The organism is Natrarchaeobius halalkaliphilus (assembly GCF_003841485.1).
Classification (GTDB): domain Archaea; phylum Halobacteriota; class Halobacteria; order Halobacteriales; family Natrialbaceae; genus Natrarchaeobius; species Natrarchaeobius halalkaliphilus.
Genome location: NZ_REFY01000002.1, coordinates 116,628 through 136,206, shown reverse-complemented (window position 1 = coordinate 136,206; position 19,579 = coordinate 116,628). Strand labels below are relative to the sequence as shown.

At 62.4% G+C, this 19,579-nt stretch carries 22 protein-coding genes and 2 tRNA genes; 3 read left to right on the top strand and 21 right to left on the bottom strand.

All coding sequences use genetic code 11. The features are described 5' to 3' along the window. Positions 1–27 precede the first annotated feature (27 nt). Both idsA3 and EA462_RS04185 read right to left on the bottom strand, forming a co-directional pair. Entirely contained in the window at positions 28–1,095 is a 1,068-nt protein-coding gene (gene idsA3, locus EA462_RS04190) for a geranylfarnesyl diphosphate synthase (RefSeq protein ID WP_124177321.1), read from the bottom strand. Between the two features lies 1 nt (position 1,096). Beyond that, on the bottom strand, positions 1,097–2,449 hold the full coding sequence (locus EA462_RS04185) for a ribonuclease J (RefSeq protein WP_124177320.1): 1,353 nt from the start codon (positions 2,447–2,449) through the stop codon (positions 1,097–1,099). A 397-nt stretch (positions 2,450–2,846) separates the two neighbouring features. Between EA462_RS04185 and EA462_RS04180 the strand changes: the two genes are divergently transcribed. Then, positions 2,847–5,165 (top strand): APC family permease, encoded by a 2,319-nt coding sequence (locus tag EA462_RS04180; protein ID WP_124177319.1) that lies wholly within the window; start codon positions 2,847–2,849, stop codon positions 5,163–5,165. A 251-nt stretch (positions 5,166–5,416) separates the two neighbouring features. Here the strand turns inward: EA462_RS04180 and EA462_RS04175 are convergent, their stop codons facing one another. From EA462_RS04175 to mvk, 3 genes are all read right to left on the bottom strand, one after another. Further along, positions 5,417–6,715 carry a hypothetical protein gene (locus tag EA462_RS04175; protein ID WP_124177318.1) on the bottom strand — a complete coding sequence of 433 codons (1,299 nt, stop codon included), beginning with the start codon at positions 6,713–6,715 and terminating at the stop codon, positions 5,417–5,419. Between the two features lie 77 nt (positions 6,716–6,792). Further along, a complete protein-coding gene (locus EA462_RS04170) occupies positions 6,793–7,545 on the bottom strand; it encodes an isopentenyl phosphate kinase (protein ID WP_124177317.1) in 753 nt (250 codons plus the stop codon). Beyond that, entirely contained in the window at positions 7,542–8,528 is a 987-nt protein-coding gene (gene mvk, locus EA462_RS04165) for a mevalonate kinase (RefSeq protein ID WP_124177316.1), read from the bottom strand. Before mvk ends, EA462_RS04170 begins: the two co-directional genes overlap by 4 nt. 152 nt (positions 8,529–8,680) lie before the next feature. Here mvk and EA462_RS04160 point away from each other — a divergent pair, with 152 nt between their 5' ends. Then, complete coding sequence (locus EA462_RS04160; RefSeq protein WP_124177816.1) at positions 8,681–9,610, top strand: thiamine-phosphate synthase family protein; 930 nt, start codon at positions 8,681–8,683, stop codon at positions 9,608–9,610. Between the two features lie 148 nt (positions 9,611–9,758). Next, positions 9,759–10,631 carry a LolA family protein gene (locus tag EA462_RS04155; RefSeq protein WP_124177315.1) on the top strand — a complete coding sequence of 291 codons (873 nt, stop codon included), beginning with the start codon at positions 9,759–9,761 and terminating at the stop codon, positions 10,629–10,631. A gap of 184 nt (positions 10,632–10,815) precedes the next feature. Here EA462_RS04155 and EA462_RS04150 read toward each other — a convergent pair whose 3' ends face one another. The 16 genes from EA462_RS04150 to EA462_RS04080 form a co-directional block, all read right to left on the bottom strand. Beyond that, a complete protein-coding gene (locus EA462_RS04150) occupies positions 10,816–11,655 on the bottom strand; it encodes an alpha/beta fold hydrolase (RefSeq protein ID WP_124177314.1) in 840 nt (279 codons plus the stop codon). Between the two features lie 111 nt (positions 11,656–11,766). Further along, complete coding sequence (locus EA462_RS04145) at positions 11,767–12,594, bottom strand: helix-turn-helix transcriptional regulator (protein WP_124177313.1); 828 nt, start codon at positions 12,592–12,594, stop codon at positions 11,767–11,769. Between the two features lie 322 nt (positions 12,595–12,916). Next, the gene (locus tag EA462_RS17690) at positions 12,917–13,042 is read right to left on the bottom strand and encodes a hypothetical protein (RefSeq protein ID WP_279387002.1); all 126 of its coding nucleotides are present in this window, start codon (positions 13,040–13,042) and stop codon (positions 12,917–12,919) included. Positions 13,043–13,135: 93 nt separating this feature from the next. Continuing rightward, on the bottom strand, positions 13,136–13,945 hold the full coding sequence (rpsB, locus tag EA462_RS04140; protein ID WP_124177312.1) for a 30S ribosomal protein S2: 810 nt from the start codon (positions 13,943–13,945) through the stop codon (positions 13,136–13,138). Next, positions 13,942–15,147 (bottom strand): phosphopyruvate hydratase, encoded by a 1,206-nt coding sequence (gene eno, locus EA462_RS04135; protein WP_124177311.1) that lies wholly within the window; start codon positions 15,145–15,147, stop codon positions 13,942–13,944. The genes rpsB and eno overlap by 4 nt, the downstream gene beginning before the upstream one ends. Next, entirely contained in the window at positions 15,144–15,329 is a 186-nt protein-coding gene (locus EA462_RS04130) for a DNA-directed RNA polymerase subunit K (RefSeq protein ID WP_124177310.1), read from the bottom strand. The genes eno and EA462_RS04130 overlap by 4 nt, the downstream gene beginning before the upstream one ends. A 3-nt stretch (positions 15,330–15,332) precedes the next feature. Further along, positions 15,333–15,527 carry a DNA-directed RNA polymerase subunit N gene (locus EA462_RS04125; RefSeq protein ID WP_124177309.1) on the bottom strand — a complete coding sequence of 65 codons (195 nt, stop codon included), beginning with the start codon at positions 15,525–15,527 and terminating at the stop codon, positions 15,333–15,335. Between the two features lie 12 nt (positions 15,528–15,539). Continuing rightward, positions 15,540–15,938, bottom strand: a complete 399-nt coding sequence (locus EA462_RS04120) for a 30S ribosomal protein S9 (protein ID WP_124177308.1) — start codon at positions 15,936–15,938, stop codon at positions 15,540–15,542. Then, a complete protein-coding gene (locus EA462_RS04115) occupies positions 15,932–16,375 on the bottom strand; it encodes a 50S ribosomal protein L13 (RefSeq protein WP_124177307.1) in 444 nt (147 codons plus the stop codon). Before EA462_RS04115 ends, EA462_RS04120 begins: the two co-directional genes overlap by 7 nt. After that, positions 16,372–16,725 (bottom strand): 50S ribosomal protein L18e, encoded by a 354-nt coding sequence (locus EA462_RS04110; protein ID WP_124177306.1) that lies wholly within the window; start codon positions 16,723–16,725, stop codon positions 16,372–16,374. Before EA462_RS04110 ends, EA462_RS04115 begins: the two co-directional genes overlap by 4 nt. A gap of 215 nt (positions 16,726–16,940) precedes the next feature. Next, positions 16,941–17,025: transfer RNA gene (locus EA462_RS04105), tRNA-Leu, on the bottom strand. A 136-nt stretch (positions 17,026–17,161) separates the two neighbouring features. Beyond that, positions 17,162–17,911 (bottom strand): DNA-directed RNA polymerase subunit D, encoded by a 750-nt coding sequence (locus EA462_RS04100; RefSeq protein WP_124177305.1) that lies wholly within the window; start codon positions 17,909–17,911, stop codon positions 17,162–17,164. A 4-nt stretch (positions 17,912–17,915) separates the two neighbouring features. Next, a complete protein-coding gene (locus EA462_RS04095) occupies positions 17,916–18,305 on the bottom strand; it encodes a 30S ribosomal protein S11 (protein WP_124177304.1) in 390 nt (129 codons plus the stop codon). A gap of 1 nt (position 18,306) precedes the next feature. Continuing rightward, on the bottom strand, positions 18,307–18,828 hold the full coding sequence (locus EA462_RS04090) for a 30S ribosomal protein S4 (protein WP_124177303.1): 522 nt from the start codon (positions 18,826–18,828) through the stop codon (positions 18,307–18,309). After that, positions 18,828–19,349: a 30S ribosomal protein S13 gene (locus EA462_RS04085; RefSeq protein WP_124177302.1), complete on the bottom strand. Its 522-nt coding sequence runs from the start codon at positions 19,347–19,349 to the stop codon at positions 18,828–18,830. Before EA462_RS04085 ends, EA462_RS04090 begins: the two co-directional genes overlap by 1 nt. A gap of 72 nt (positions 19,350–19,421) precedes the next feature. Continuing rightward, positions 19,422–19,504, bottom strand: a tRNA-Ser gene (locus EA462_RS04080). Positions 19,505–19,579: the final 75 nt, after the last annotated feature.

Here is a 19,579-nt window from a genome sequence, read left to right as displayed (position 1 = left end):
CGGTCCGAAAAATCGATCGACGAGCGGTCAGTAGCCCCGTTCGATCAGGTAATCCGCGAGTTCGAACAGCAGCTCTCGTGCCTCGTTGTCCGGGAGGATCTCGAGTCGCGCTTTCCCGTCTTCGACGAGTTCTCGCGCCATCTCGTTGGCGTAGCTGATTGAGCCGGTCTCCTCGAGCGTTGCGACCGCGTCGTCGATTTCGGCTTCCGTGACGGCGTCGACGTCGTTCGTATCGATCAGGGAGTCCACGTCGACGCCCTGGTCGCGGGCGTGGACGGTAATCAGCGTCTGTTTGTTCTCGACGAGGTCGCTTCCTCGCTGTTTGCCGAGTTCCTCGCTCGGAACGGTCAGATCGAGGACGTCGTCCTGAATCTGGAACGCGCGGCCGATGTCGAGGCCGTAGCCGTACAGTGCGTCGATCGTCTCGGCGTCGGCCTCCATCAGGATGGCCGGCAGGCACGCCGAGGCCGCATAGAGGACGGCGGTCTTCTGCTCGACCATCTCGAGGTAGTCCTCGGTCGAGACGTCATCACGCTCTTCGAAGGAGACGTCGTGGGATTGGCCCTCACAGATCTTCGTACAGGTCGTCGCGAGGACCTCGAGTGCGTCGACGGTTCGATCGGGCTTTGCACCCGTATCGAGCATGATCTCGAACGCCTTCGAATAGAGCGTATCACCCGCGAGGATGGCCGTCTCGAGGTCGTACTCCTTGTGAACGGCGGGGACACCACGGCGGAGGTCGTCGTCGTCCATGATGTCGTCGTGGATCAGCGTAAACGACTGGATAACCTCGACGCTGACGGCGGCGTTCATCATATCGATCTTCGAAACGGATCCCGGCTCCGCGCCACTCAGAGTCGGAAACCCACGGTAGTCGACCGAGAGCGGCTGAACGTCTGCGAGCGCCTCCGCCGTCGTTAACAGGACGGTCGGCCGGAGGCGCTTACCGCCGGCATCGAGTAGATAGCGAGACGCCTCGTACAGCCGCGTTGGCGGTTGAATGGGCAGATCCTCGGGAATCGCCGCGTTGACCCGATCACGGCGCTTTCGGACCGCCTCGAGCACCGCTTCTTCCCGTGCCTTGGGACTTGTCATATCACTCGACGAGCTGGATGAGGTTGCCGTTTCGCGTGACGTGGACGTCTCGACCCAGCTGGTATCCTTCGCTCTCACAGAGGCTGACGTACCCCGAGAAGCCTTTGAGGTCCTGGTGTGCCGGAATAATGTGTTGTGGCTGGAGCGCGTCGAGCATCTCGTAGTGGCCTTCCTGGTTGAGGTGGCCCGAAACGTGGATCTCGTCGTAGATGCGAGCGCCCTGCATTCCGAGGAGTTTTTCGGCCTGGTAGCGCTGGCCCTCGTTGGTCGGCTCGGGGATCACGCGAGCGGAGAAGACGACCTTGTCGCCGTTGTCCAGTTCGTACGGCGTCTCGCCGCGAGCCATCCGGGTGAGCATCGCGCGTGGCTCGCCCTGGTGGCCCGTGACGACGGGGAGGAAGTTCTCCTTGCCCTCGTTCATGATCCGTTTGAACGTTCGGTCGACGGATTTTCGATGACCGAACATGCCGAGGTCGGTCGGGAAGTCGACGAAGTCGAGGCGCTCTGCGGTTCCGGAGTACTTCTCCATCGACCGTCCCAGCAAAACCGGTTGCCGGCCGATGTCGTTCGCGAACTCCACGAGGCTGCTCACGCGAGCGATGTGACTCGAGAACGTCGTAGCGACGATCCCGCCGTCGTAATCCTCCATGCTGTAGAGGACGTCCCGCAGGTGTTCGCGAGCGACGCTTTCGGAGGGCGTTCGTCCCTTTTTGTTCGCGTTGGTACAGTCCTCGATGTAACAGAGGACGCCTTCCCCTTCGCGACCGATCTCGCGGAATCGCTTCATGTCGATCGGGTCACCGATGACCGGAGTGTGGTCCATTCGCTTGTCCAGTCCGTAGACGATCGCACCTTCGGGAGTGTGGAGGACCGGGTTGATCGCGTCGATGATCGAGTGGGTGACGTTGACGAACTCGAGATCGACGTTACCGGAGTCACCGATCGACATCGTCTCGCCGGGGTCCATCTTGATCAGGTCGTTTTCGACGCCGAACTTCTGTTCGCCCTCGATCTGCTGTTTGACCAGCTCGATCGTAAACGGCGTCGCGACGACCGGCGCGTTGTACCGGTGTGCGAGTTTCGAGATCGCGCCGATGTGATCCAAGTGACCGTGGGTCGGAACGATCGCCTTAACGTCGCCCTCGAGATCCGACATGACGCGGTCGTCCGGGATCGCACCCATGTCGATCAGGTCCAAACTGTGCATCCGCTCGGTTTCGACGTTGTCGTGGATGAGAACCTGTGACAGGTTCAGACCCATATCGAAGATGACGACGTCTTCACCGGCGCGGACGGCAGTCATCTGCCGCCCGACTTCTTCGTATCCGCCTATCGTTGCAATTTCTATTTCCATTGTTCTGTAGCACTGAAAGTCGCGTCGTGGACTCTCATCGAAACGGTCCGCGGACTCCCGGTTCGTGGGCCCCGGCGTCTTACAGCTCGTCGGCCATCCCGCTATGCGCTCCGGAGGAATCCTCCGTTAGCCCACGATGTGGGTCCGAACGCACTTGCCCGCGGGTCTCGCTATTCGCCACTACACGCCCGGGTGTTAAAAACACAGTGGGTTGGTCGGCGCTTCGGCCCGATTCGATCGTCAGGACACTCGGCCAACGTGTTAGCGGGGATAGGAACAGCCTGAATGTTCAATAGAAGGGGGCAATACTGCCTGAGTTTTAATTTCCATACTCGTTGTGATACAATCGGTTCCGAAATGCGAAGGTTTCTAAACTTCCGTTCGAAAGCGCCACCCAATGACAAAGGATCTCGAGCGAGACCTCGGGCTGTTCGCCGTGATCGCGATCAGCATGGGGGCGATGATCGGGAGCGGCATTTTCATCTTGCCGGGGATCGCGATGGCCGAGGCCGGACCGGCGGTGATCCTCGCGTTCGTTATCGCGGCGATTCTCGTCGTTCCGGCGGCGTTGAGCATTGCCGAACTGGGGACGGCGATGCCGGAAGCCGGCGGAGACTACGTCTTTATCGAACGCGGACTGGGACCGTCGTTCGGGACGATCGCCGGTCTCGGGACCTGGCTCATGTTGATGCTCAAGGGATCGCTCGCGCTGTACGGCGGGATGTTCTATATCAACTTCGTCTATTCGCTCCCGACGTGGGATCTCGCGATCCCTGCCATCGGCGCGACGCTGCCGATTCCCGGCGTTCGCGCGCTCGGGATCACGTTCGCACTCGTTCTCATCGCCGTCAATCTGGTCGGAGTCAAACAGACCGGCGGACTCCAGTTGATCATGGTTATCGTCATGTTGATCATCCTTTCGGGGTTCGTCGCCGCCTCGATCGTCCAGGTCGAGGCGGCGAACTTCGACGGTTTCTTCGACGATGGACTCGACGGGATTCTGACCGCGACGGCGCTCGTACTGGTTTCGTACGCGGGCGTGACCAAGGTCGCGGCCGTTGCCGAGGAGATCGAAAATCCCGGGCGGAACCTGCCGCTCGGACTCCTCGGCTCGCTGATCGCGACCAGCTTTCTCTACGCGCTGCTCGTGTTCGTCCTGGTCGGGGTGATGGACGGGGACCAACTGGCTGATTCGGAAGAACCGATGGCTCTCGCAACCGAGCTACTCTTCGGCGGGGTGAGCATGTCAGTACCCGGCTTTGGTAGCGGTTTCCCGGTCGGCTTTCTCGCCGTCGTGACGATCATCATCGCCGCGCTGCTCGCACTCGTCAGTACCGCCAACGCTGGAATCCTGACCGCATCCCGCTATCCGCTCGCGCTCAGCCGTGACGACCTTTTCTTGAAGAAATTCGAGTACATCCACCCGCGATTCAATACGCCCTCCGTCGCGATCCTCACGACCGGCGCGATCATCATCTTCATCGTCGCAACACAGGAGGTCGACGAGATCGCGAAGATGGCCGGCGCGTTCCAGATCCTCGTCTACATCCTCGTCTGCGGTGCCCTGATCGCGTTTCGCGAACGCGACCTCGAGGGGTACGATCCCGACTTCCACACGCCGGGCTATCCCTGGGTACAGCTGTTCGGAATCGTCTCGGGCGTGTTCATCATCTATCACATGGAAACCCGCGAGATCGTCGGCTCGATCGCCATCGTTATCATTGGTTTGGTCTGGTTCAAACTGTACGCCGAGGATCGAATCGATCGGGAGGGCGTCGCCAAAGGTCTCGCTCGGCGTGAAGCCGGCAAACAGTTCGTCCGCGACACCGAAGAGCAACTCGAGCGCGACGACCGCTACGAGGTCCTCATCCCGATCCGACAGGACGTCAGCCGCGAGCAAGAAGACGCCCTGATCCAGATGGCCGCACCGATCGTTCGCCGCCGAGGTGGTCGAATCCGAGTCGTGCGGTTCGACGAGGTTCCCGATCAGGTACCACTCGACACCGCCGCCAGGGACGTCTCGGAGGCGGATCTCGAGTTCGAAGACCGAACCGACGAGCTGGTTCGCTATCTCGAGGTTCCGGTCGAAGTCGGCGAGATCGTCAGCCACGATACCCGCCACGCGGTCGTCAACTTCGCTGATCGAACGGGAGCCGATCTCGTTCTCGCTCGTCAGGAAGCCACGAGCCGTCTCGGTACGCTCTTCGGTCGGGACACGGACTGGATCATGGAACACGCGCCCTGCGACGTCGTCTTCGTCCAGCACGAACAGCGAACCGACGTCGACGAGATCGCAGTCGTCACCGACCGCAGTCCGTTCAACGATCCGCTCAAGGTCGAACTGGCCGACGCGATGGCCGACATCCTCGACGCTCGCGTTCGGTTCATCTTTGCCGTCTCCGAGGACGCACCCGACGAGCTGGTCGAGACGATCGAGGAGTACCACGACGATCTGGACGATCTCTGTACCGTTCCGGTCGAATCCGCAGTCGTTCGGACGACCGACGTGGTCGACGATCTCTCGCGAGAACTCGAGTCATCCGACATCGTTATGTTGAGTACGGTCACCCATCGACGGCTGCCGGATATCGTCGTCGAACAGCGTTCGGATCGCCTCGCCGCCGCGATCGACCAGCCGGTGTTGCTCGTCCACTCGAAGAAGACCCGCCGCGGCTCGTTCCTGCGACCGGTCCTCGACCGCCTGCTCTTCGAATAGCGGATTCGAACTCGAACGGTGGTCCTTGGGACGTCGTCCGTCCGAGAATCGGGACGACGCCCGCTCGAAGGTAGGGTCACCGACCCGTCGTGAACAAGGCCTTCGCCCTTCGAAAACGGGATCTGAATCCCTCGAGACCGAGGACGAAACGGTAGTCGGAGCCGATCGATTTGCTCGGACGGATTGCTGATCGGGTTACGGTTCAGCCGCAGACGGATCGCGATCGAACCGGTAACTCACAGCAGACCGTCTCACTCGGTATCCAGTGGATCGGGCTCCGGTTCCGGTTCTGATTCGGGTTCTTCGCCATCCGCGGGCTGGCCCGGGCCCACGAAGCTCGCGATCGTTACCGCAGTCACGTCGGTGAGATCGTATCCGAGCGAAACCAGCGCGGTCGCCGGCAGCCCGCGGATCGCGAACCGATCCCCGGCCTCGAAGGTCTCCCCACTGAGCGCGAGGCTCTCGCCGGTCTGGCCGTCGACGGCGACCGTAAGCCGATCCGTCTCGAGGGGGGTTCCGGTCCGGTGGCTGACGATCCCGGCGGATTCGTCGTCGTCGTACTCGAACTCGATCGTCACCCGCGGTGGGACCAGTTCATCGATCGACGTCGGAGCCTCGTCTGGGGCTCGTCGAACACTTCCCTCGACCGTCGAACTGGCGGTGTAGACGCTCGGATCGCCGCTCCAGGCCTCACCGATGTGTTCGGCCAGATCGTCTTCGATCGATCCCCCGTCCGTCTCCCGAGCATCGGCCGTCTCGCCCGGACTCGCGTCTCCGTTCGCTGGAACCACCGCCGTTGCTCGTCGGACGGAGCCGTCGTCGGTGCCGTCGATGGCCGTCCCCCACCGGCCGCCGTCGGGCAGCCACGGCGGCGGCGTGAGTGGAACCGTCGTGCGGATTCCGGCCCCGAGTCGGTCGGTCAGCCGCTCGAAAACGTCGTCGCTTTCGTGGCGACGGGTTCGGTTCCCCGCTTTCGTCTCGAGGAACGTTCCGACGCGCTCGAGTGCACCGTCAAGTGGCTCGTCGACCGCCGCGTCGATCGACGTCTGGACGACGCCCGCCTCCGAGACGCCGATCAGTCGGGGCTGATCCCATCGGACGAACACCGACCACGGTGCGTCGCCCTCGAGGTGTTCGTAGCCCGATTCCTCGAGTTCGTCCCGTGCGTCGGGACGGGAGATATCGCCGGCGTAGATCACGGTGAGCGGACTATCGCTACGGACGAGGATTCCATCGAGCGCCGCGAGTTCGTGGCCAAACCAGTCACCGACGGCCCAGAACTCGAACAGCGATCCGGCCACCCCCCTCGAGAGGGTATTCCCCCGCTCGAGGGCGCGCTCGACGTCGACGTACCGGATCGGAACGTCCTGATCGATCGCATCGGTTTCCTCGGCGGCCGGCAGCCACTCGCGGTAGCTCGGATCGGCCGGATCGGGAACGCCGGCGTTTCGGCGGTGTCCCGTGAGACCTGCTCGCGGAGCGGCGCAGCCGGCCACGCTCAGCAACCCGACCGCACAGCCGGTTCGGAGGAGTGTTCGCCTCGAGTGCATCACTGTCGCGACCTTCTCGCGTCCACGGAAAACCACCTCGGTTCCCGATCGTCGCGAAACACGATCGGTCTGTAGCGTCAGTAAACGGTCGTTCCCGGCCGCTCTCCCGCGAGAAACGCCTCGAGTTCGTCGAGACCGAAAATTGTCGCCTCGGCATCGAGGTCGAGCAGCGCGGCGACCTTCGCGGCCATCCCGCCCGTTACGTCCGTCGACTCGCTTTCACCGAGGACGTCCGCGACCCCCTCCAGCGTCGTGATCCGTTCGATCACCACATCGTCGTCGTCGAGGACGCCGGGAACGGTCGAACAGAGACCGACGCGGTCCGCCTCGAGAGCTCGAGCGAGCTCCGCGACGAGTTCGTCGCCGCTGACGACCGTCACACCCCGTTCGGCGTGAGAGACCAGATCGCCGTGCAAAACCGGAACGAACCCCTCGGACACCATCGTCTCGACCTGGCCGGTCGGCAACTCGAGTCGACCGCTCTGGTCGCGAGAGGCGGTCGAAAACGGATGTACCGGAACGGCCGGAACGTCGCGCTCGATGAGCCTGCTCAGGACGAACCCGTTCAGGGTCTTCATCGCGCCGTGGATGTCGTGGACTGCATCGATGTCGTGTGATCCCTCGGTCGTCGTCACGCCGTGGTCGCTCGCGTTCGCGTGACCGAAGCTCCCGCCGCCGTGGACGATGACGAGGTTCGGGTTACCCGGTTCGGCGGACGCCTCGAGTGCGGTCGCGATCGCGTCGGATGCGGACTCGAGCGCCTCGCCGTCGAGGGTTTCCGCACGGTCCTTGTCCGTGATCGCACTCCCCCCGAGTTTCAGGACGATCATTCGAGCCGTTTGACCCCCTCGTCGGCGAGCGCTGCTCGGAAGGCGTCCTCACAACCCGGCGTAAACGACAGCGCTGTCTGGGTCTCCGGCGTCGGGTCGAGAGCGACGATACAGCCGCCGCCGCCGGCACCGGTCAGCTTTGCCCCCAGCGCACCCGCGTCCCGCGCCGCCCAGGTCATCGTATCCAGCGACCTCGAGGAGACGCCGAGCGCCGACAGGAGGCCGTGGTTGAAGTTCATCAGCCGGCCGAGTTCCTCGACGTCGTCGGCAGCGAGTGCGTCCTCGCCGTTTCTGACCACGTCTCCGATAGCTTCGATCGTGTCGGCTGCGAACTCGTACTCCTCGCGAACCCTCCGGACGCCAGCGACGAGTTCGCCCGTATCGCCCGCACCGCCGTCGAACCCGATCACGATCGGCAAATCGGGTGCGTCGATGGATCGACAGTCGTCGCCCTCGACGCGGACCGCGCCGCCGGTCGCGGAGCAGAACGTATCGGCGCGCGAAGCCTGTCCCTCCTGTACCTCGTGTTCGGTACGGTAGGCGCGTTCAGCGAGCTCGTCGGCCTCGAGCGTCGTTCCGAGCGCACGCGTCCCGGCGTCGATCGCGGCGACGGCCACCGCAGCCGACGAACCGAGGCCCGCGCCGAGCGGAATGTCGCTTTCGATCGTCACGTCGAATCCGATCTCCGCTTTGCCGGTCACCTCCCGAACCTGCTCGATCGCGCTATCGACGTACTGCGTCGCCGCCGTCAGCAACGATTCCTGGACGTCCACGTCGGGTCTGTCGTCGGCCGAAGCGCCGTATTCGACCGTAAACCCGTCCAGACTGAGGTCTTCTGCGTGAACGCGCAGTTTACCGTCGCTCCGTCGCTCGACGCCGACCCGAGCCCGTCGCTCGATCGCACAGGGAACCGCCGGCTCGCCGTAGACGACCGCGTGCTCCCCGAACAGGTACACCTTGCCGGGAGCGCTCGAGAGTGTCATAGTCGGGCGTTCGCACGACGACGGTTAATAGCTGTCTTCTCGAGTTACGCCGAGGTCGGAAACCGTCTCATTCCCCTCGAGCACCCCGTAGCCGTCGACGCGACCCTCCCGCAGTAGGCGGACTTATACCGATGACGTTCGAATCCGGCGTTATGTCCCTCGTCTTGCCGAGCGAACTCGTGGTCGATCGCTTTCTCCCGACCGTCCGTGCGATGCTCGCGACCCGACTGGCTGAGCGGGACATGACCCAACGGGAGATCGCAGCGAATCTCGGGGTCACTCAGGCCGCGGTCAGCAAGTACGTAAGCGGCGACGGCGGCGGCGACGATCGGTTCCGCGACGATCCGGAGACCGTCGCGACCGTCGATCGAATCGCTGACGGACTCGCAAGCGGCGAGTTCGACGGCTACGACGCGCTTTCGGAACTCCTTTCGCTCGTTCGAACTCTTGAGGACCGCGGCCCCATCTGTGATCTCCACGAAGAAACGATGCCCGAACTCGAGGGACTCGGCTGTGATCTCTGCGTTCGCGGGCTCGATCCCGACGTCCGAGCCGAACGCGACGTTCTGGGGGACGTTCGCACGGCCGCTCGAACGCTCGCATCGTCGCCGCAGATGGCCGACTACGTCCCCAACGTCGGTACGAACATCGGGATGGCGCTGTCGAACCCTCGAGACGAAACCGACGTTGCCGCTGTCCCCGGTCGCATCTACGCCGTGGGCCGTCGGATCGAAATCCCGGCGAACCCCGAGTTTGGCGCATCGAAACACGTCGCGACGGCCGTTCTCGCGGCCGAATCGGTCGACTCCCGGACTCGAGGTGCGATCAACGTCGCGACGGACGAGTCCATACTCGAGGCGGCCCGGTCCGCCGGGATCGACCCTCTCGAGTTCGAGGCCGACTACGAGGACCGTCGCGCGCACCTCCAGGAGCGGTTCCGTGACCGCGGACGCGTTCCGCGCGTGGCCTACCACCGCGGCGCGTTCGGCATCGAGCCGACGACGTACGTGTTCGGACCCGCGGCCAGCGACGCGGCGAAACTGATCGTCGAGTTGCTCGAAGCTGCAGCCACAAACGAGTGAGCGAGAACGCACACTGATCCGTCCCGTCGGTCAACTATCTCGGTTCTAAAATCGGATCGGTTACCCGGTAACACGCTCGAGCGACCGTCCAGACCGCCGGAACCGCCAGAATCATGTTTCGTGTTCGGTAACAATCACGTATCCGTTAATGTCCATCGCGCACGGTCCGTCGATGACGATCGTCGCCGTTCTGGGAGTCGTCGCTTTCGCCGTTGCGGGTGCCGCCCTGGTTGACGTCCTCGAGTCCGAGCCCGACGCGGAGGCGCTCGTTGCCGACGTGATCGACGACCGGGAAACGCACGTCGTCGAAATCGAGCCGGCGGCCGGTGCTCCCGCGGGCGACGGCGTGAGCGTCCTCGTCGGTGAGACTGAGTACGTGCTGGGACCGGACTCCGAAGCGGACGCGTCGAACGCGAGTCGGACGACGACGTGGTGGATCGACGTCGAGGCCGGATTTCCGATCAAAGAGCGAATCGTCACCGAACACGAAAACCCACACGAACACGTCATAGAGCGCGAGCGCACTGTCCGGACGGTCACCTACGAGAACGTTCGATTCGACGAGCCGATCCCCGACGAGCGGTTCACGTTCGACCCGCCGGACGGAACCGATATCTACGAACCCGCCGAATCTGACGACGTCTCGACGTTCGCGGAGGCTGCCGACGCCGTTCCGTTTCCGATCGCGGAGCCGACCCCGCCCGAGGCGTTCGACCTCGAGCTCGTAACGGCAAACGAGTTCGAGGGCGATGCGACCGTTCAGTTCCTCTACCGGGACGGTGACGAGCTCGCCGACGACTCGCTACAGGGCCGCATCACCGAACGGCCTCCGACGTACGATCCCGAGGACGTTCTGGAGGAGAGCGTCGGCGACGTCGACGGCTCGTTCGTCTCGACGCCGATGGGGACGACTCTCGTCTGGCACTGCGGGGACGTCCGGTACGAACTCACGCCGGATGTCGACGGAGACGAGCAAGCCCTGGCGACTACGGTTGCCGGTTCGACAGGTTGTCCGTCGTGATCTGGTCGGGACTCGATCTACTCGAGCGGACGGATCTGTGTTCCATCGATCATAGGGATTAGCGTCGATTCTCATACTTCCCAGTGTGATAGATAATAGACGTGTTGGAATCGTCGTACAAGACTTAGAGGCTATAGTCAGCAAAAACGGACCCTGTGGAAGGTCGGAGACGGTTGCTGAACCGTCAGTGCGATTCACGCACGAATACGAGTACTTCGCTCGTGAACCAGTCCGGTGCGCTGGCGACTGCTCCGTGGCCGTATCCGTCGATGCTGACGACGCGGGCGTTCGGGAGCGCGTCGGCGACCGCGTCCGTTGCGTCGAGAAGCCACTCGGCGGTCTCGCTGGCGGCCAACAGCAGCGTCGGGACGGTCAGCTGTGCGAACCGGTCCGGGTCGAACTGGTAGTCGGCTTCGGCTTCGGCCTCCATCTTGGGGATCACGGTTTCGATGAAGGTCGCCACGTATTCCGGCCAAATGGGATGATTGCGCAATTGCTCGACTTCCTCCGGCGTGGCCCCAGCGGGCCCTTCCAGGAAGGTCGCCAGCGCCCGATCGCGGTCCCCCTCGTCCAACATGTCGACCATCGTCTCGAAGCCCTCGCGGGCGGGAGCGTCTTCGAACCCCGGAACGGGGGGTTCGTGCAGGGTCAGTGTACGGACGTTGTCGGTTCGCAAGACGGCCTCCAGCGAGGAGAACGCGCCGCCGGACTCCCCGACAAGATGCACGGGCTCGTCGATCGAGTCGACGACCGCGACAATGTCCTCGAACTCCCGGTCCAGTTCGAACTCGTCGGGGTGCTCGCTCTCGCCGTGGCCGCGACGGTCCATCGCGTAGACCGTGTGGTGTTCCGCGAGGGATTGTCGCACTCCGGAGACGTCCCAGAACCTGTGGTCGACGTCCGCACCGTGGACGAGCACGAGCGGCGGTCCACTCCCGGTTCGTTTGTAGGCAATTTCGGTCCCATCCGGGGACGTGATTGTTTCGATTTTATTTCCCGTGTCGGATCCTGTGATTTCGGCCATGGGTCGATCACCTTTCTGCACGTGGGACGACGAGATGTACGATAATGAGACTATTTAGTGAAATATTGCATGGCGTGCAACCGAACCGCATAGACGCATCGGTCTGGTCTTCTATGGCGATGTAAATTGCTCCGGCACCGGTGTGGCCAACACCTCCTCGTCGACTGGCCGAGCCTCGCTGCGGTACTCCTGAAAGACAGATTTCGCCCACTCTCTGGCCTCGGGTGCAGCAGTATCGAACCATGCACGGAAGGCCCTGGTTTCTGGATCGTGACAGCAAATCGCGACACGGTCATCAAAGATATCGATGCCACACCGTCGCCTGTCGGGGAGGTCGTCGTGAACGAGGATGTTGCAATGTTCCAGGGTGGCCGTTTGCTGGAATAGTTCGGGATTCCAGTTGATGATCGCTGACAGGCACGTTGCGGGGTATATGAATTCCGTTTCCATCCCGTCGAGAGCCTCTCGAGTGAACACCTCGTACGCAGCCCCTTTGAATATTGTCGACCCAAATCCGCGGAGTGAGTTGTTCTCTTCGTACAGTTGGATGACCCGTTCGAGGGGTTCGTACGGGTATCCAGTGGGTGGATAGGCAATAACGGCATCTGCAAACAACTCCGGTGAAAACCCCTCCATTTCCCGCGGAAGCCACTGCCAGACATCCCGGAGCTTTCCTTCGATATCCATCGCGTCGCACAGGTCCGCGAACTGGTCGGCGACGAATTCACCAAGCGGGGTCAGTTCATACGTCGGCCCATTTCGTTCGATCCATCGCCGCTCTTCGAAGTCACTGAGTACACGTCCGATGGTCGAGGAATGGGCTCCGGTCCTCGACTTCAGGTCGCCTCGATCATGGTCTCCCTCTGTGAGTGCCTCAAGAACCCCAACGCGATGTTTCGAGCTGGCGATAAATTCGATTTCCTCGATGGACGACTCCATGACAGTTGTTCGCACGGGGACGATATTACGTCTTCTGAAGCAGATAGGGCTGTAATATCACAGTGTGCTTGACAGATACCAGAACTATCGATGGCAATTCCGGTACCAATACCCGCTGGACTGACCGATCACAACAGACCTAATCGGGCCAATATCTAGTGCAAGACTCGTGCCCGATATTCAGCAAACTCCTCTCTCTCTCAACTACTGGTGAAGTATGAAACTATGAGTTGCGTCGCTAATCCCTATCAGTACGACCGATTTGACGTTCGATTCGCTCGAGACGCGTCTGGACAGCGATTGTCGTCGATCGAGTTCCGGATCAGAACAGTCCGAGGAGGACCCGAACCGGGATGCCGATCGCGAAGATTGCGATCAGCATTGCCGTCGCGAACAACACGACCGGCGGCAGCCTTCCCTCTTCGAACTCGAACAGAATATCGGCCATAGCTTGGATTCCGGCGGCGGAGACGTAACTCCTTCGCTCTCGAGACGCCCCGAACCGAATCGTCCGCGAAAACTAGCGCTCCGAAATCCGCGATCAGATGCCGCTTTCGAAGTCCTCGAGCGAGTACGAGGGTTCGGCACCGCGGCGGTCGAGAACCTCGTTGGCGAGCAGCCAGTAGACGACCGAGAGGGCCTTTCGACCCTTGTTGTTCGTCGGAACGACGAGGTCGACGTTACTGAGCTGGTTGTTCGAGTCACACATCGCGATGACCGGGATGCCGACCGTGATGGCCTCCTTGACGGCCTGGGCGTCACCGATCGGGTCCGTGACGACGACGACGTCCGGCTCGATGTAGCCGTCGTACTTCGGATTGGTGAGCGTTCCCGGGATGAACCGGCCGGTTCGGGCACGAGCGCCGGCGGCCTCTGCGAACTTTTCGGCCGGGAAGCGACCGTACTGTCGACTCGAGGTGACGAGAATCTGTTCGGGTGCGTAGTTCGCGAGGAAGTCCGCGGCGGTTCGAATGCGGCCGTCGGTCTTCGAGACGTCGAGGACGTAGAGGCCGTCGGTTCTGACGCGGTGGATGAACCGCTCCATGTCCGCGGTCTTTTGCTGGGTACCGATGTGAACACCGGCACCGAGGTAGTCCTCGACGGGGATGAGGAGGTCGGCCTCCTCGTCGGACATCACGTCGTCGTCGAGCGTGGGTCCGGCATCCTCGTCCTCGGTCGCTGATTCTGCGTCGGCGTCGGCCGCTCCGGCCTCGGCCTCGGCGGGCTGTGCGTCCGCTGGCTCGACGTCCTCGTCGGGTTCGGCGGCGGGGCCAGCCCCTTCGGCTGGCTCCTCCTCGATCTCCTCTTCGGCGGCGTCGAGCCCTTCCTGGGTTGCGTCGTTATCTGTCATGTCGCGTCGTCTGCAATTCTGATGAGCTCGTTGAGCTTTGCAGTTCGCTCGCCGCCGACGGCACCCGTCTTGATGAAGGGGACGTCGGTTGCGACGGCGAGGTGTGCGATCGTCGCGTCCTCGGTCTCGCCCGAGCGGTGGGAGACGACCGAGTCGTAGCCGTGTGCGGTCGCGAGTTCGATAGCGTCGAACGCGTCGGTCAGCGTCCCGATCTGGTTCGGTTTGATCAGGATGCTGTTTGCCGCGCCGACGTCGATTCCGTCGGCCAACCGATCCGTGTTCGTGACGAAGAGGTCGTCTCCACAGACCAGCGTCCGGTCACCGACTTCGTCGGTGAGGTCCGCGAACGCCTCGTAATCGTTCTCGTCGAGTGGGTCCTCGACGTAGGCCAGATCGTACTCTCTGACGAGGTCAGCGATGTATTCGATCTGCTCGTCCGTGGTTCGGCTCGTATCGCTGTACTCGTAGGTTCCGGAACCGGCGTCGTAGAGCTCCGCACCTGCGACGTCGAGTCCGAACGAGATTTCGAAGCCGACCTCGTCTTCGACGAGCGAGACGGCTTCGTCGACGAGTTCGAACGCCTCGCCGTCGTCGATCGACGGAGCCCACGCTCCCTCGTCACCCTTCCCACAGGGGACGTCGCGTTCGGTCAGGAGATCCGAGACGGCCGCGTGGACCGCAGCGTTCGCAAAGACCGCGTCCCCGACGCTCGGTGCGCCGATGGGTGCTGCGAGGAACTCCTGGATATCCGTCGCGTCCGCGGCGTGCTCGCCTCCACCGACGACGTTGCCAAGCGGGATGGGGAAGTTGTCACCGCGGAACGCACCACCGAGGTGCTGAAACAGCGGGGCACCGAGAACGTCGGCACCCGCTTTCGCGGCCGCCATGGAGATCGCGACTGCGCTGTTCGCGCCGATCTCCGAGAAGTCGTCCGTCCCATCGGCGGCGCGCAAGATCGCGTCGACCTCGCGCTGATTACCGGCGTAGGCTTCGCCAATCAGTCGCGGAACGGCGTGTTCACGAGCCGCGGCGATCGCTTCCGTCGGTGGCCGTTCGATAGCCTCGTACTCGCCCGTGCTGGCACCGCTCGGTGCCGCTGCACGACCGAAGCCGCCACTTTCCGTAACGACGTCTGCCTCGACCGTCGGGTTCCCGCGCGAGTCGAGGATCCGCCTGAGTCGGACGTCAGTGATGAGCGTCATTGTCTGGATTTCCCTCGATCGACGGTGAACGGCAACACACCAGCGTCGTACTCTTCGGCGGCGATCAGAATCGGCTCAGTCCGGTCCGTCTCGATCAGCACCGGTGCCCCGTAGGACACCTGCAGCGCTCGCGCACCGAGGATACGTGCCTTCTCGTAGCGGTTGTGGTGTTGTTGTTGCATGAGTTACTGGTATGGGGAGACGACATCGACCAGATCGGCGTGACTGACGAGCATACGCCGACAGCAATAGCGGTCGACGCCGAGTTCGTCGAGTACCTTCTCGGGATCCTCGTCGCCCTCGTTCGCTCGTTCGTCGAACTCTTCCCAGTGTTCGCCGACGACGTTACCACAGGTGAAACACCGAACCGGTACCATCATACTTGAATCACCTCAGCGGTACGATTTCTGGTAGCGTGCCCGAGCGCCCGGGCCGCCCCACTTTTTCGGTTCGGACTGGCGAACGTCGTTGACCAGCAGCGACCGATCGAACTCCATGAACGCGTCACGAAGCTCCGCATCGTTCGTGTGCTGGACGATCCCTCGAGCGATGGCGGTTCGGACGGCATCTGCCTGTCCGCTAATTCCGCCGCCTTCGATTCGGACATCGATGTCCATCTCGCTTCGAAGCTCGTCGCCCGCGATGCGGAACGGCTCGAGCATCTTGAGACGGGACATTTCCGGTTCGACCAGTTCGACTGGCTTGGAATTGATTCGAACCCGACCCTCGCCCTCGCTGACGGTTGCGCGGGCGACGGCGGTCTTTTTCTTTCCACTCGTGTTCGTTACCATGTGACGTTAGCACCGATTTGTTCGGAGACTTCGCCCAGGTGGACGAAGCGAATGTTCGAGAGTCGATCCAGCGAGGTGTCCTCGACGATTTCGGCGTCTCGGTCGCCCTCGTAGGGGTTACCGACGTAGACGCGAACGCCGTCGAGCGCTTCGCGACCGCGGGGCTTCTTGTAGGGAAGCATCCCTCGAACGGATCGCTTGAAGATCGTATCCGGTCGACGCGGATAGTAGGGACCGCTGTCCGATCCCATCTGGAGTCTGGTTCGGTACGTCTCGAAGACGTCCTCTTTGTCGCCGGTGATGACGGCGTCCTCGGCGTTGACGATGGCGATGCGTTCGCCGTCGAGTGCGCGCTGGGCGACCTCGCTGGCGACGCGACCGAGAATACAGTCGCGGGCGTCGATGACGGCGTCGGCGTCGAACTCTGCGACGCTCATCGAATCACCCGAACGTTTGCGCCATCTGGGTTCTCTTCGAGCACCTGCTCGAGCGGTACTGGATCGCCAACCTGGTCGATCTTCGTCTCGGCTGACGAAGAGAAATCGACGGCTGCGACGGTGACGTTCTTCTGTAGTGCGCCGGATCCCAGCACTTTGCCGGGAACGACGACTGTCTCTTCTTCGCGTGCGTATCGCTCGATGCGACCCAGGTTAACCTCCGCGTGGGTTCGCCGGGGCTTTTCGAGTCGATCCGCAACGTCACGCCAGACGTCGGCGTCCGCTTTGCGGGACGTCGACTTCAGCTCGGCGATAAGATCGTTGAGCCTCGGATTAGTCTTGCTACTCATTGGTTTTCTCCAAATACTGCAATCCTCGAGACGGCGAGAAACTACCCTCTCGAGCGTCTGTGGAATCGATCTGCGAGAAGTGAAAGCGATGCAGGGAGCAGGATTTGAACCGCCGGGAGACGGTCGGTCTCGCGGATGCTCGACCGCTACGCCTTCCGTGGCTCAAACCTGTCCGTTCCATTTTCACGGCTCTTCGGTCGATCGAGCCGGAAAAATGCAGGGAGCAGGATTTGAACCTGCGGACTCCTACGAGACAGCGCCCTGAACGCTGCGCCGTTGGCCAGACTTGGCTATCCCTGCTCGCACTTCCACGTATCCTTCGCCCCTTCAAACCCCTTTCGATTCCAGTTTCAACGAGTGATCGCTGGCCGGCCTCGTCGCTCGTGGTACCGGCGGATCGATCGTTTCGTGTGGGTCGGGGACGTCGGATCATTCGTTATAGCTGTACTGCTTCTTCGAGTTCGGTCGCACGTGCTTCGATCGTGTCGACGGATCGCGTGACCAGCTCCTCGACGGTCGTGGAGCCATCCGTTTCGACGTGGAACACGAACGCGTTCGGAACGTCCTCGAGTTCGAGTTCCTTGCCCGGATAGCGATTCGCGAGATCGTGGTCGAACTCGTCGCTCACGACGAGTTCTCCGTCGTCCTCGATAACGCCACGAACGATGTGACTCTCGGACTCTTCGAACTCGGACAGATCACCGACGACCTCGACGCGCTGGAGGTGTCGATAGCCAACGGCCACACCGCCCTGATGTTTGGCGTGGTCCTTGCCGTGATTGAGGACGGCATCCGCTTCGGCTTCGAGACGCTGGCCGTCTTTGAGTTCGATGATGGGAACGTTCTCGTCGGCCGGCTGAACGAGTGCGTCACTCGAAACGAGATCGCCCGAGTAGGCGGTTCCCGGCCCTTCGACGTCGATCGAGAGCGTGACGGTGTCTTCGTCTCCGAACTCGCCTTCGGGCGGGGTCGAAAGCGGCACGAGCCCCAGTCGAAGGGCGAGTTGCTCGTCGAACATGACCGACGAGTTCTCGACGAACCGGACGGTATCGATCGCCATCGTCGGGACGTCCGCGACCATCGCCCGCCGGATGCCGTTGGCGAACGCTGGCGTTACGCCGCGAACGAGGAATCGCGCCTTGCGGTCACCGGGTTCGACGAACTCGACGTCGTACGCTTCTGTCATGGTGTTAGTAGCCGCCCTTTCCTTTCGGAGCGCGCGATCCGTCGTGTGGAATCGGAGTTACGTCCTCGATACGACCGATCTCGATTCCCGAGCGTGCGAGCGCACGAATCGTCGCCTGTGCGCCGGGTCCGGGTGACTTCTGAAGGTTTCCGCCGGGGCCTCGAACGTGCACGTGAAGGCCCGTAATACCGGCCGCTTTGACCTCCTCGGCGACGGACTCGGCCATCTGCATCGCCGCGTACGGCGACGCTTCGTCTCGGTTTTGCTTGACCGCAGTCCCGCCGGAGGACTTCGCGATCGTCTCCGCGCCCGTGAGATCGGTGACGGTCATGACGGTGTTGTTGAACGATGCGTGTACGTGGGCAATGCCCCATTTGTCGTCGTCCTGGCTCATGTTATTGACCCTCCGCTCGTTCCGGGTGAAGTTCGTCCGCGAGTGGACTGTTCTCGTCGAACGCGACGAGATCCTCTTCGTCGACGTCGACGACGTAGGACGGGACCCGGTGGCGCTGTGCGCCGACCACGACGTGGCCGTGGGTGATGAACTGCCGTGCCTGCTGTGGCGTGTTCGCGAGCCCCTTTCGGTAGACGACCGTCTGGAGTCGTCGTTCGAGAACGTCTTCGATTTCGAGCGAGAGGACGTTTCCGAGGTCGTCAGCTTCGTCGAGGATGCCGGCGCGTTTGAGCCGTCCGAGGAACTCCTCGGAGCGCCGGACGACGGTTTCGTCGTCCTGTGGCTGGCCGAGCAGGTCTCGAGCCTCGCGTCGGTACGAGCGAAGCTCGGATTGTGCCCGCCAGAGTTCTTCTTTGTTGGTGAGGCCGTACCGATCGAGCAACGAGTGCTCGCTGGCGATTCGCTCGCCCTGGTAGGGATGGTTCGGCGTCTCGTACTGTTTGGTATCGGTTCCGAGAGGCATTATTCGTCATCCTCCTCGGCAGCGGCTTCCTCTGCCTGTTCTTCGCGGATCTCTTCGACGTTGACCCCGATGGTGCCCTCCGTTCGGCCGGTGGACTTGGTTCGCTGTCCGCGGACCTTCTGTCCGCGCTTGTGTCGGGAACCCTTGTAGGAATCGATCATTTTCATCCGGTTGATGTCGTGTTGCCGACTCAACTGGAGATCGTTGCCGATTTCGTGGGTGGTCTCGCCGGAGTAGAAGTCGTTCTGGCGGTTGTTGAGCCAGTTCGGGACTTCGTCGGCGTAGCTCTCTACGAGTGAAACGACCTCGTCGATGACGTCGTCGTCGAGTCGACCGAACGTCGCCGTTCGGTCCACGTCCGCTTCCTCGGCGATGATACGGGCGGTTCGTCGGCCGATCCCGTTCATCTCCGAGAGCGAGCGCTCGATGGTCTTCGTCCCATCGAGGTCGGTCTGCCCGATGCGAACGAAGTACCGAAGGTCGTCGTCGTCCTGTTGTTCTTGAGGTTCTTCCTCGCTCATGTGTCGTGTATGTGTGTCTGGTGTGCGCGCGTTGCAAACGCGACCGGCGGAATCACCGGTCCGAGTATCCGACGTCGTGGCGGGGATTCGAACCCCGGAGGCTTGACGCCACATGGTTAGCAACCATGCGCCTTGGGCCGCTTGGCTACCACGACACCGTGTTTCTATCGTCGCCCTCGCGGACTCGGGGACCACATCCCCTACACGTATCGCATCCGATTCTACCCCCG

Coding starts and splice junctions, on each gene's coding strand:
- idsA3 (WP_124177321.1), bottom strand. CDS start 1,095: ATGACAAGTCCCAAGGCACGGGAAGAAGCGGTGCTCGAGGCGGTCCGA.
- EA462_RS04095 (WP_124177304.1), bottom strand. CDS start 18,305: ATGAGCCAGGACGACGACAAATGGGGCATTGCCCACGTACACGCATCG.
- EA462_RS04085 (WP_124177302.1), bottom strand. CDS start 19,349: ATGAGCGAGGAAGAACCTCAAGAACAACAGGACGACGACGACCTTCGG.
- EA462_RS04120 (WP_124177308.1), bottom strand. CDS start 15,938: ATGGTAACGAACACGAGTGGAAAGAAAAAGACCGCCGTCGCCCGCGCA.
- EA462_RS04155 (WP_124177315.1), top strand. CDS start 9,759: ATGTCCATCGCGCACGGTCCGTCGATGACGATCGTCGCCGTTCTGGGA.
- EA462_RS04185 (WP_124177320.1), bottom strand. CDS start 2,449: ATGGAAATAGAAATTGCAACGATAGGCGGATACGAAGAAGTCGGGCGG.
- EA462_RS04125 (WP_124177309.1), bottom strand. CDS start 15,527: ATGATGGTACCGGTTCGGTGTTTCACCTGTGGTAACGTCGTCGGCGAA.
- rpsB (WP_124177312.1), bottom strand. CDS start 13,945: ATGACAGATAACGACGCAACCCAGGAAGGGCTCGACGCCGCCGAAGAG.
- eno (WP_124177311.1), bottom strand. CDS start 15,147: ATGACGCTCATCACTGACGTCCGACTCAGGCGGATCCTCGACTCGCGC.
- EA462_RS04115 (WP_124177307.1), bottom strand. CDS start 16,375: ATGAGCGTCGCAGAGTTCGACGCCGACGCCGTCATCGACGCCCGCGAC.
- EA462_RS04090 (WP_124177303.1), bottom strand. CDS start 18,828: ATGCCTCTCGGAACCGATACCAAACAGTACGAGACGCCGAACCATCCC.
- EA462_RS04100 (WP_124177305.1), bottom strand. CDS start 17,911: ATGACAGAAGCGTACGACGTCGAGTTCGTCGAACCCGGTGACCGCAAG.
- EA462_RS04145 (WP_124177313.1), bottom strand. CDS start 12,594: ATGGAGTCGTCCATCGAGGAAATCGAATTTATCGCCAGCTCGAAACAT.
- EA462_RS04130 (WP_124177310.1), bottom strand. CDS start 15,329: ATGCAACAACAACACCACAACCGCTACGAGAAGGCACGTATCCTCGGT.
- EA462_RS04160 (WP_124177816.1), top strand. CDS start 8,681: ATGTCCCTCGTCTTGCCGAGCGAACTCGTGGTCGATCGCTTTCTCCCG.
- EA462_RS04170 (WP_124177317.1), bottom strand. CDS start 7,545: ATGATCGTCCTGAAACTCGGGGGGAGTGCGATCACGGACAAGGACCGT.
- EA462_RS04110 (WP_124177306.1), bottom strand. CDS start 16,725: ATGAGTAGCAAGACTAATCCGAGGCTCAACGATCTTATCGCCGAGCTG.
- EA462_RS17690 (WP_279387002.1), bottom strand. CDS start 13,042: ATGGCCGATATTCTGTTCGAGTTCGAAGAGGGAAGGCTGCCGCCGGTC.
- mvk (WP_124177316.1), bottom strand. CDS start 8,528: ATGACACTCTCGAGCGCTCCCGGCAAGGTGTACCTGTTCGGGGAGCAC.
- EA462_RS04180 (WP_124177319.1), top strand. CDS start 2,847: ATGACAAAGGATCTCGAGCGAGACCTCGGGCTGTTCGCCGTGATCGCG.
- EA462_RS04175 (WP_124177318.1), bottom strand. CDS start 6,715: ATGCACTCGAGGCGAACACTCCTCCGAACCGGCTGTGCGGTCGGGTTG.
- EA462_RS04150 (WP_124177314.1), bottom strand. CDS start 11,655: ATGGCCGAAATCACAGGATCCGACACGGGAAATAAAATCGAAACAATC.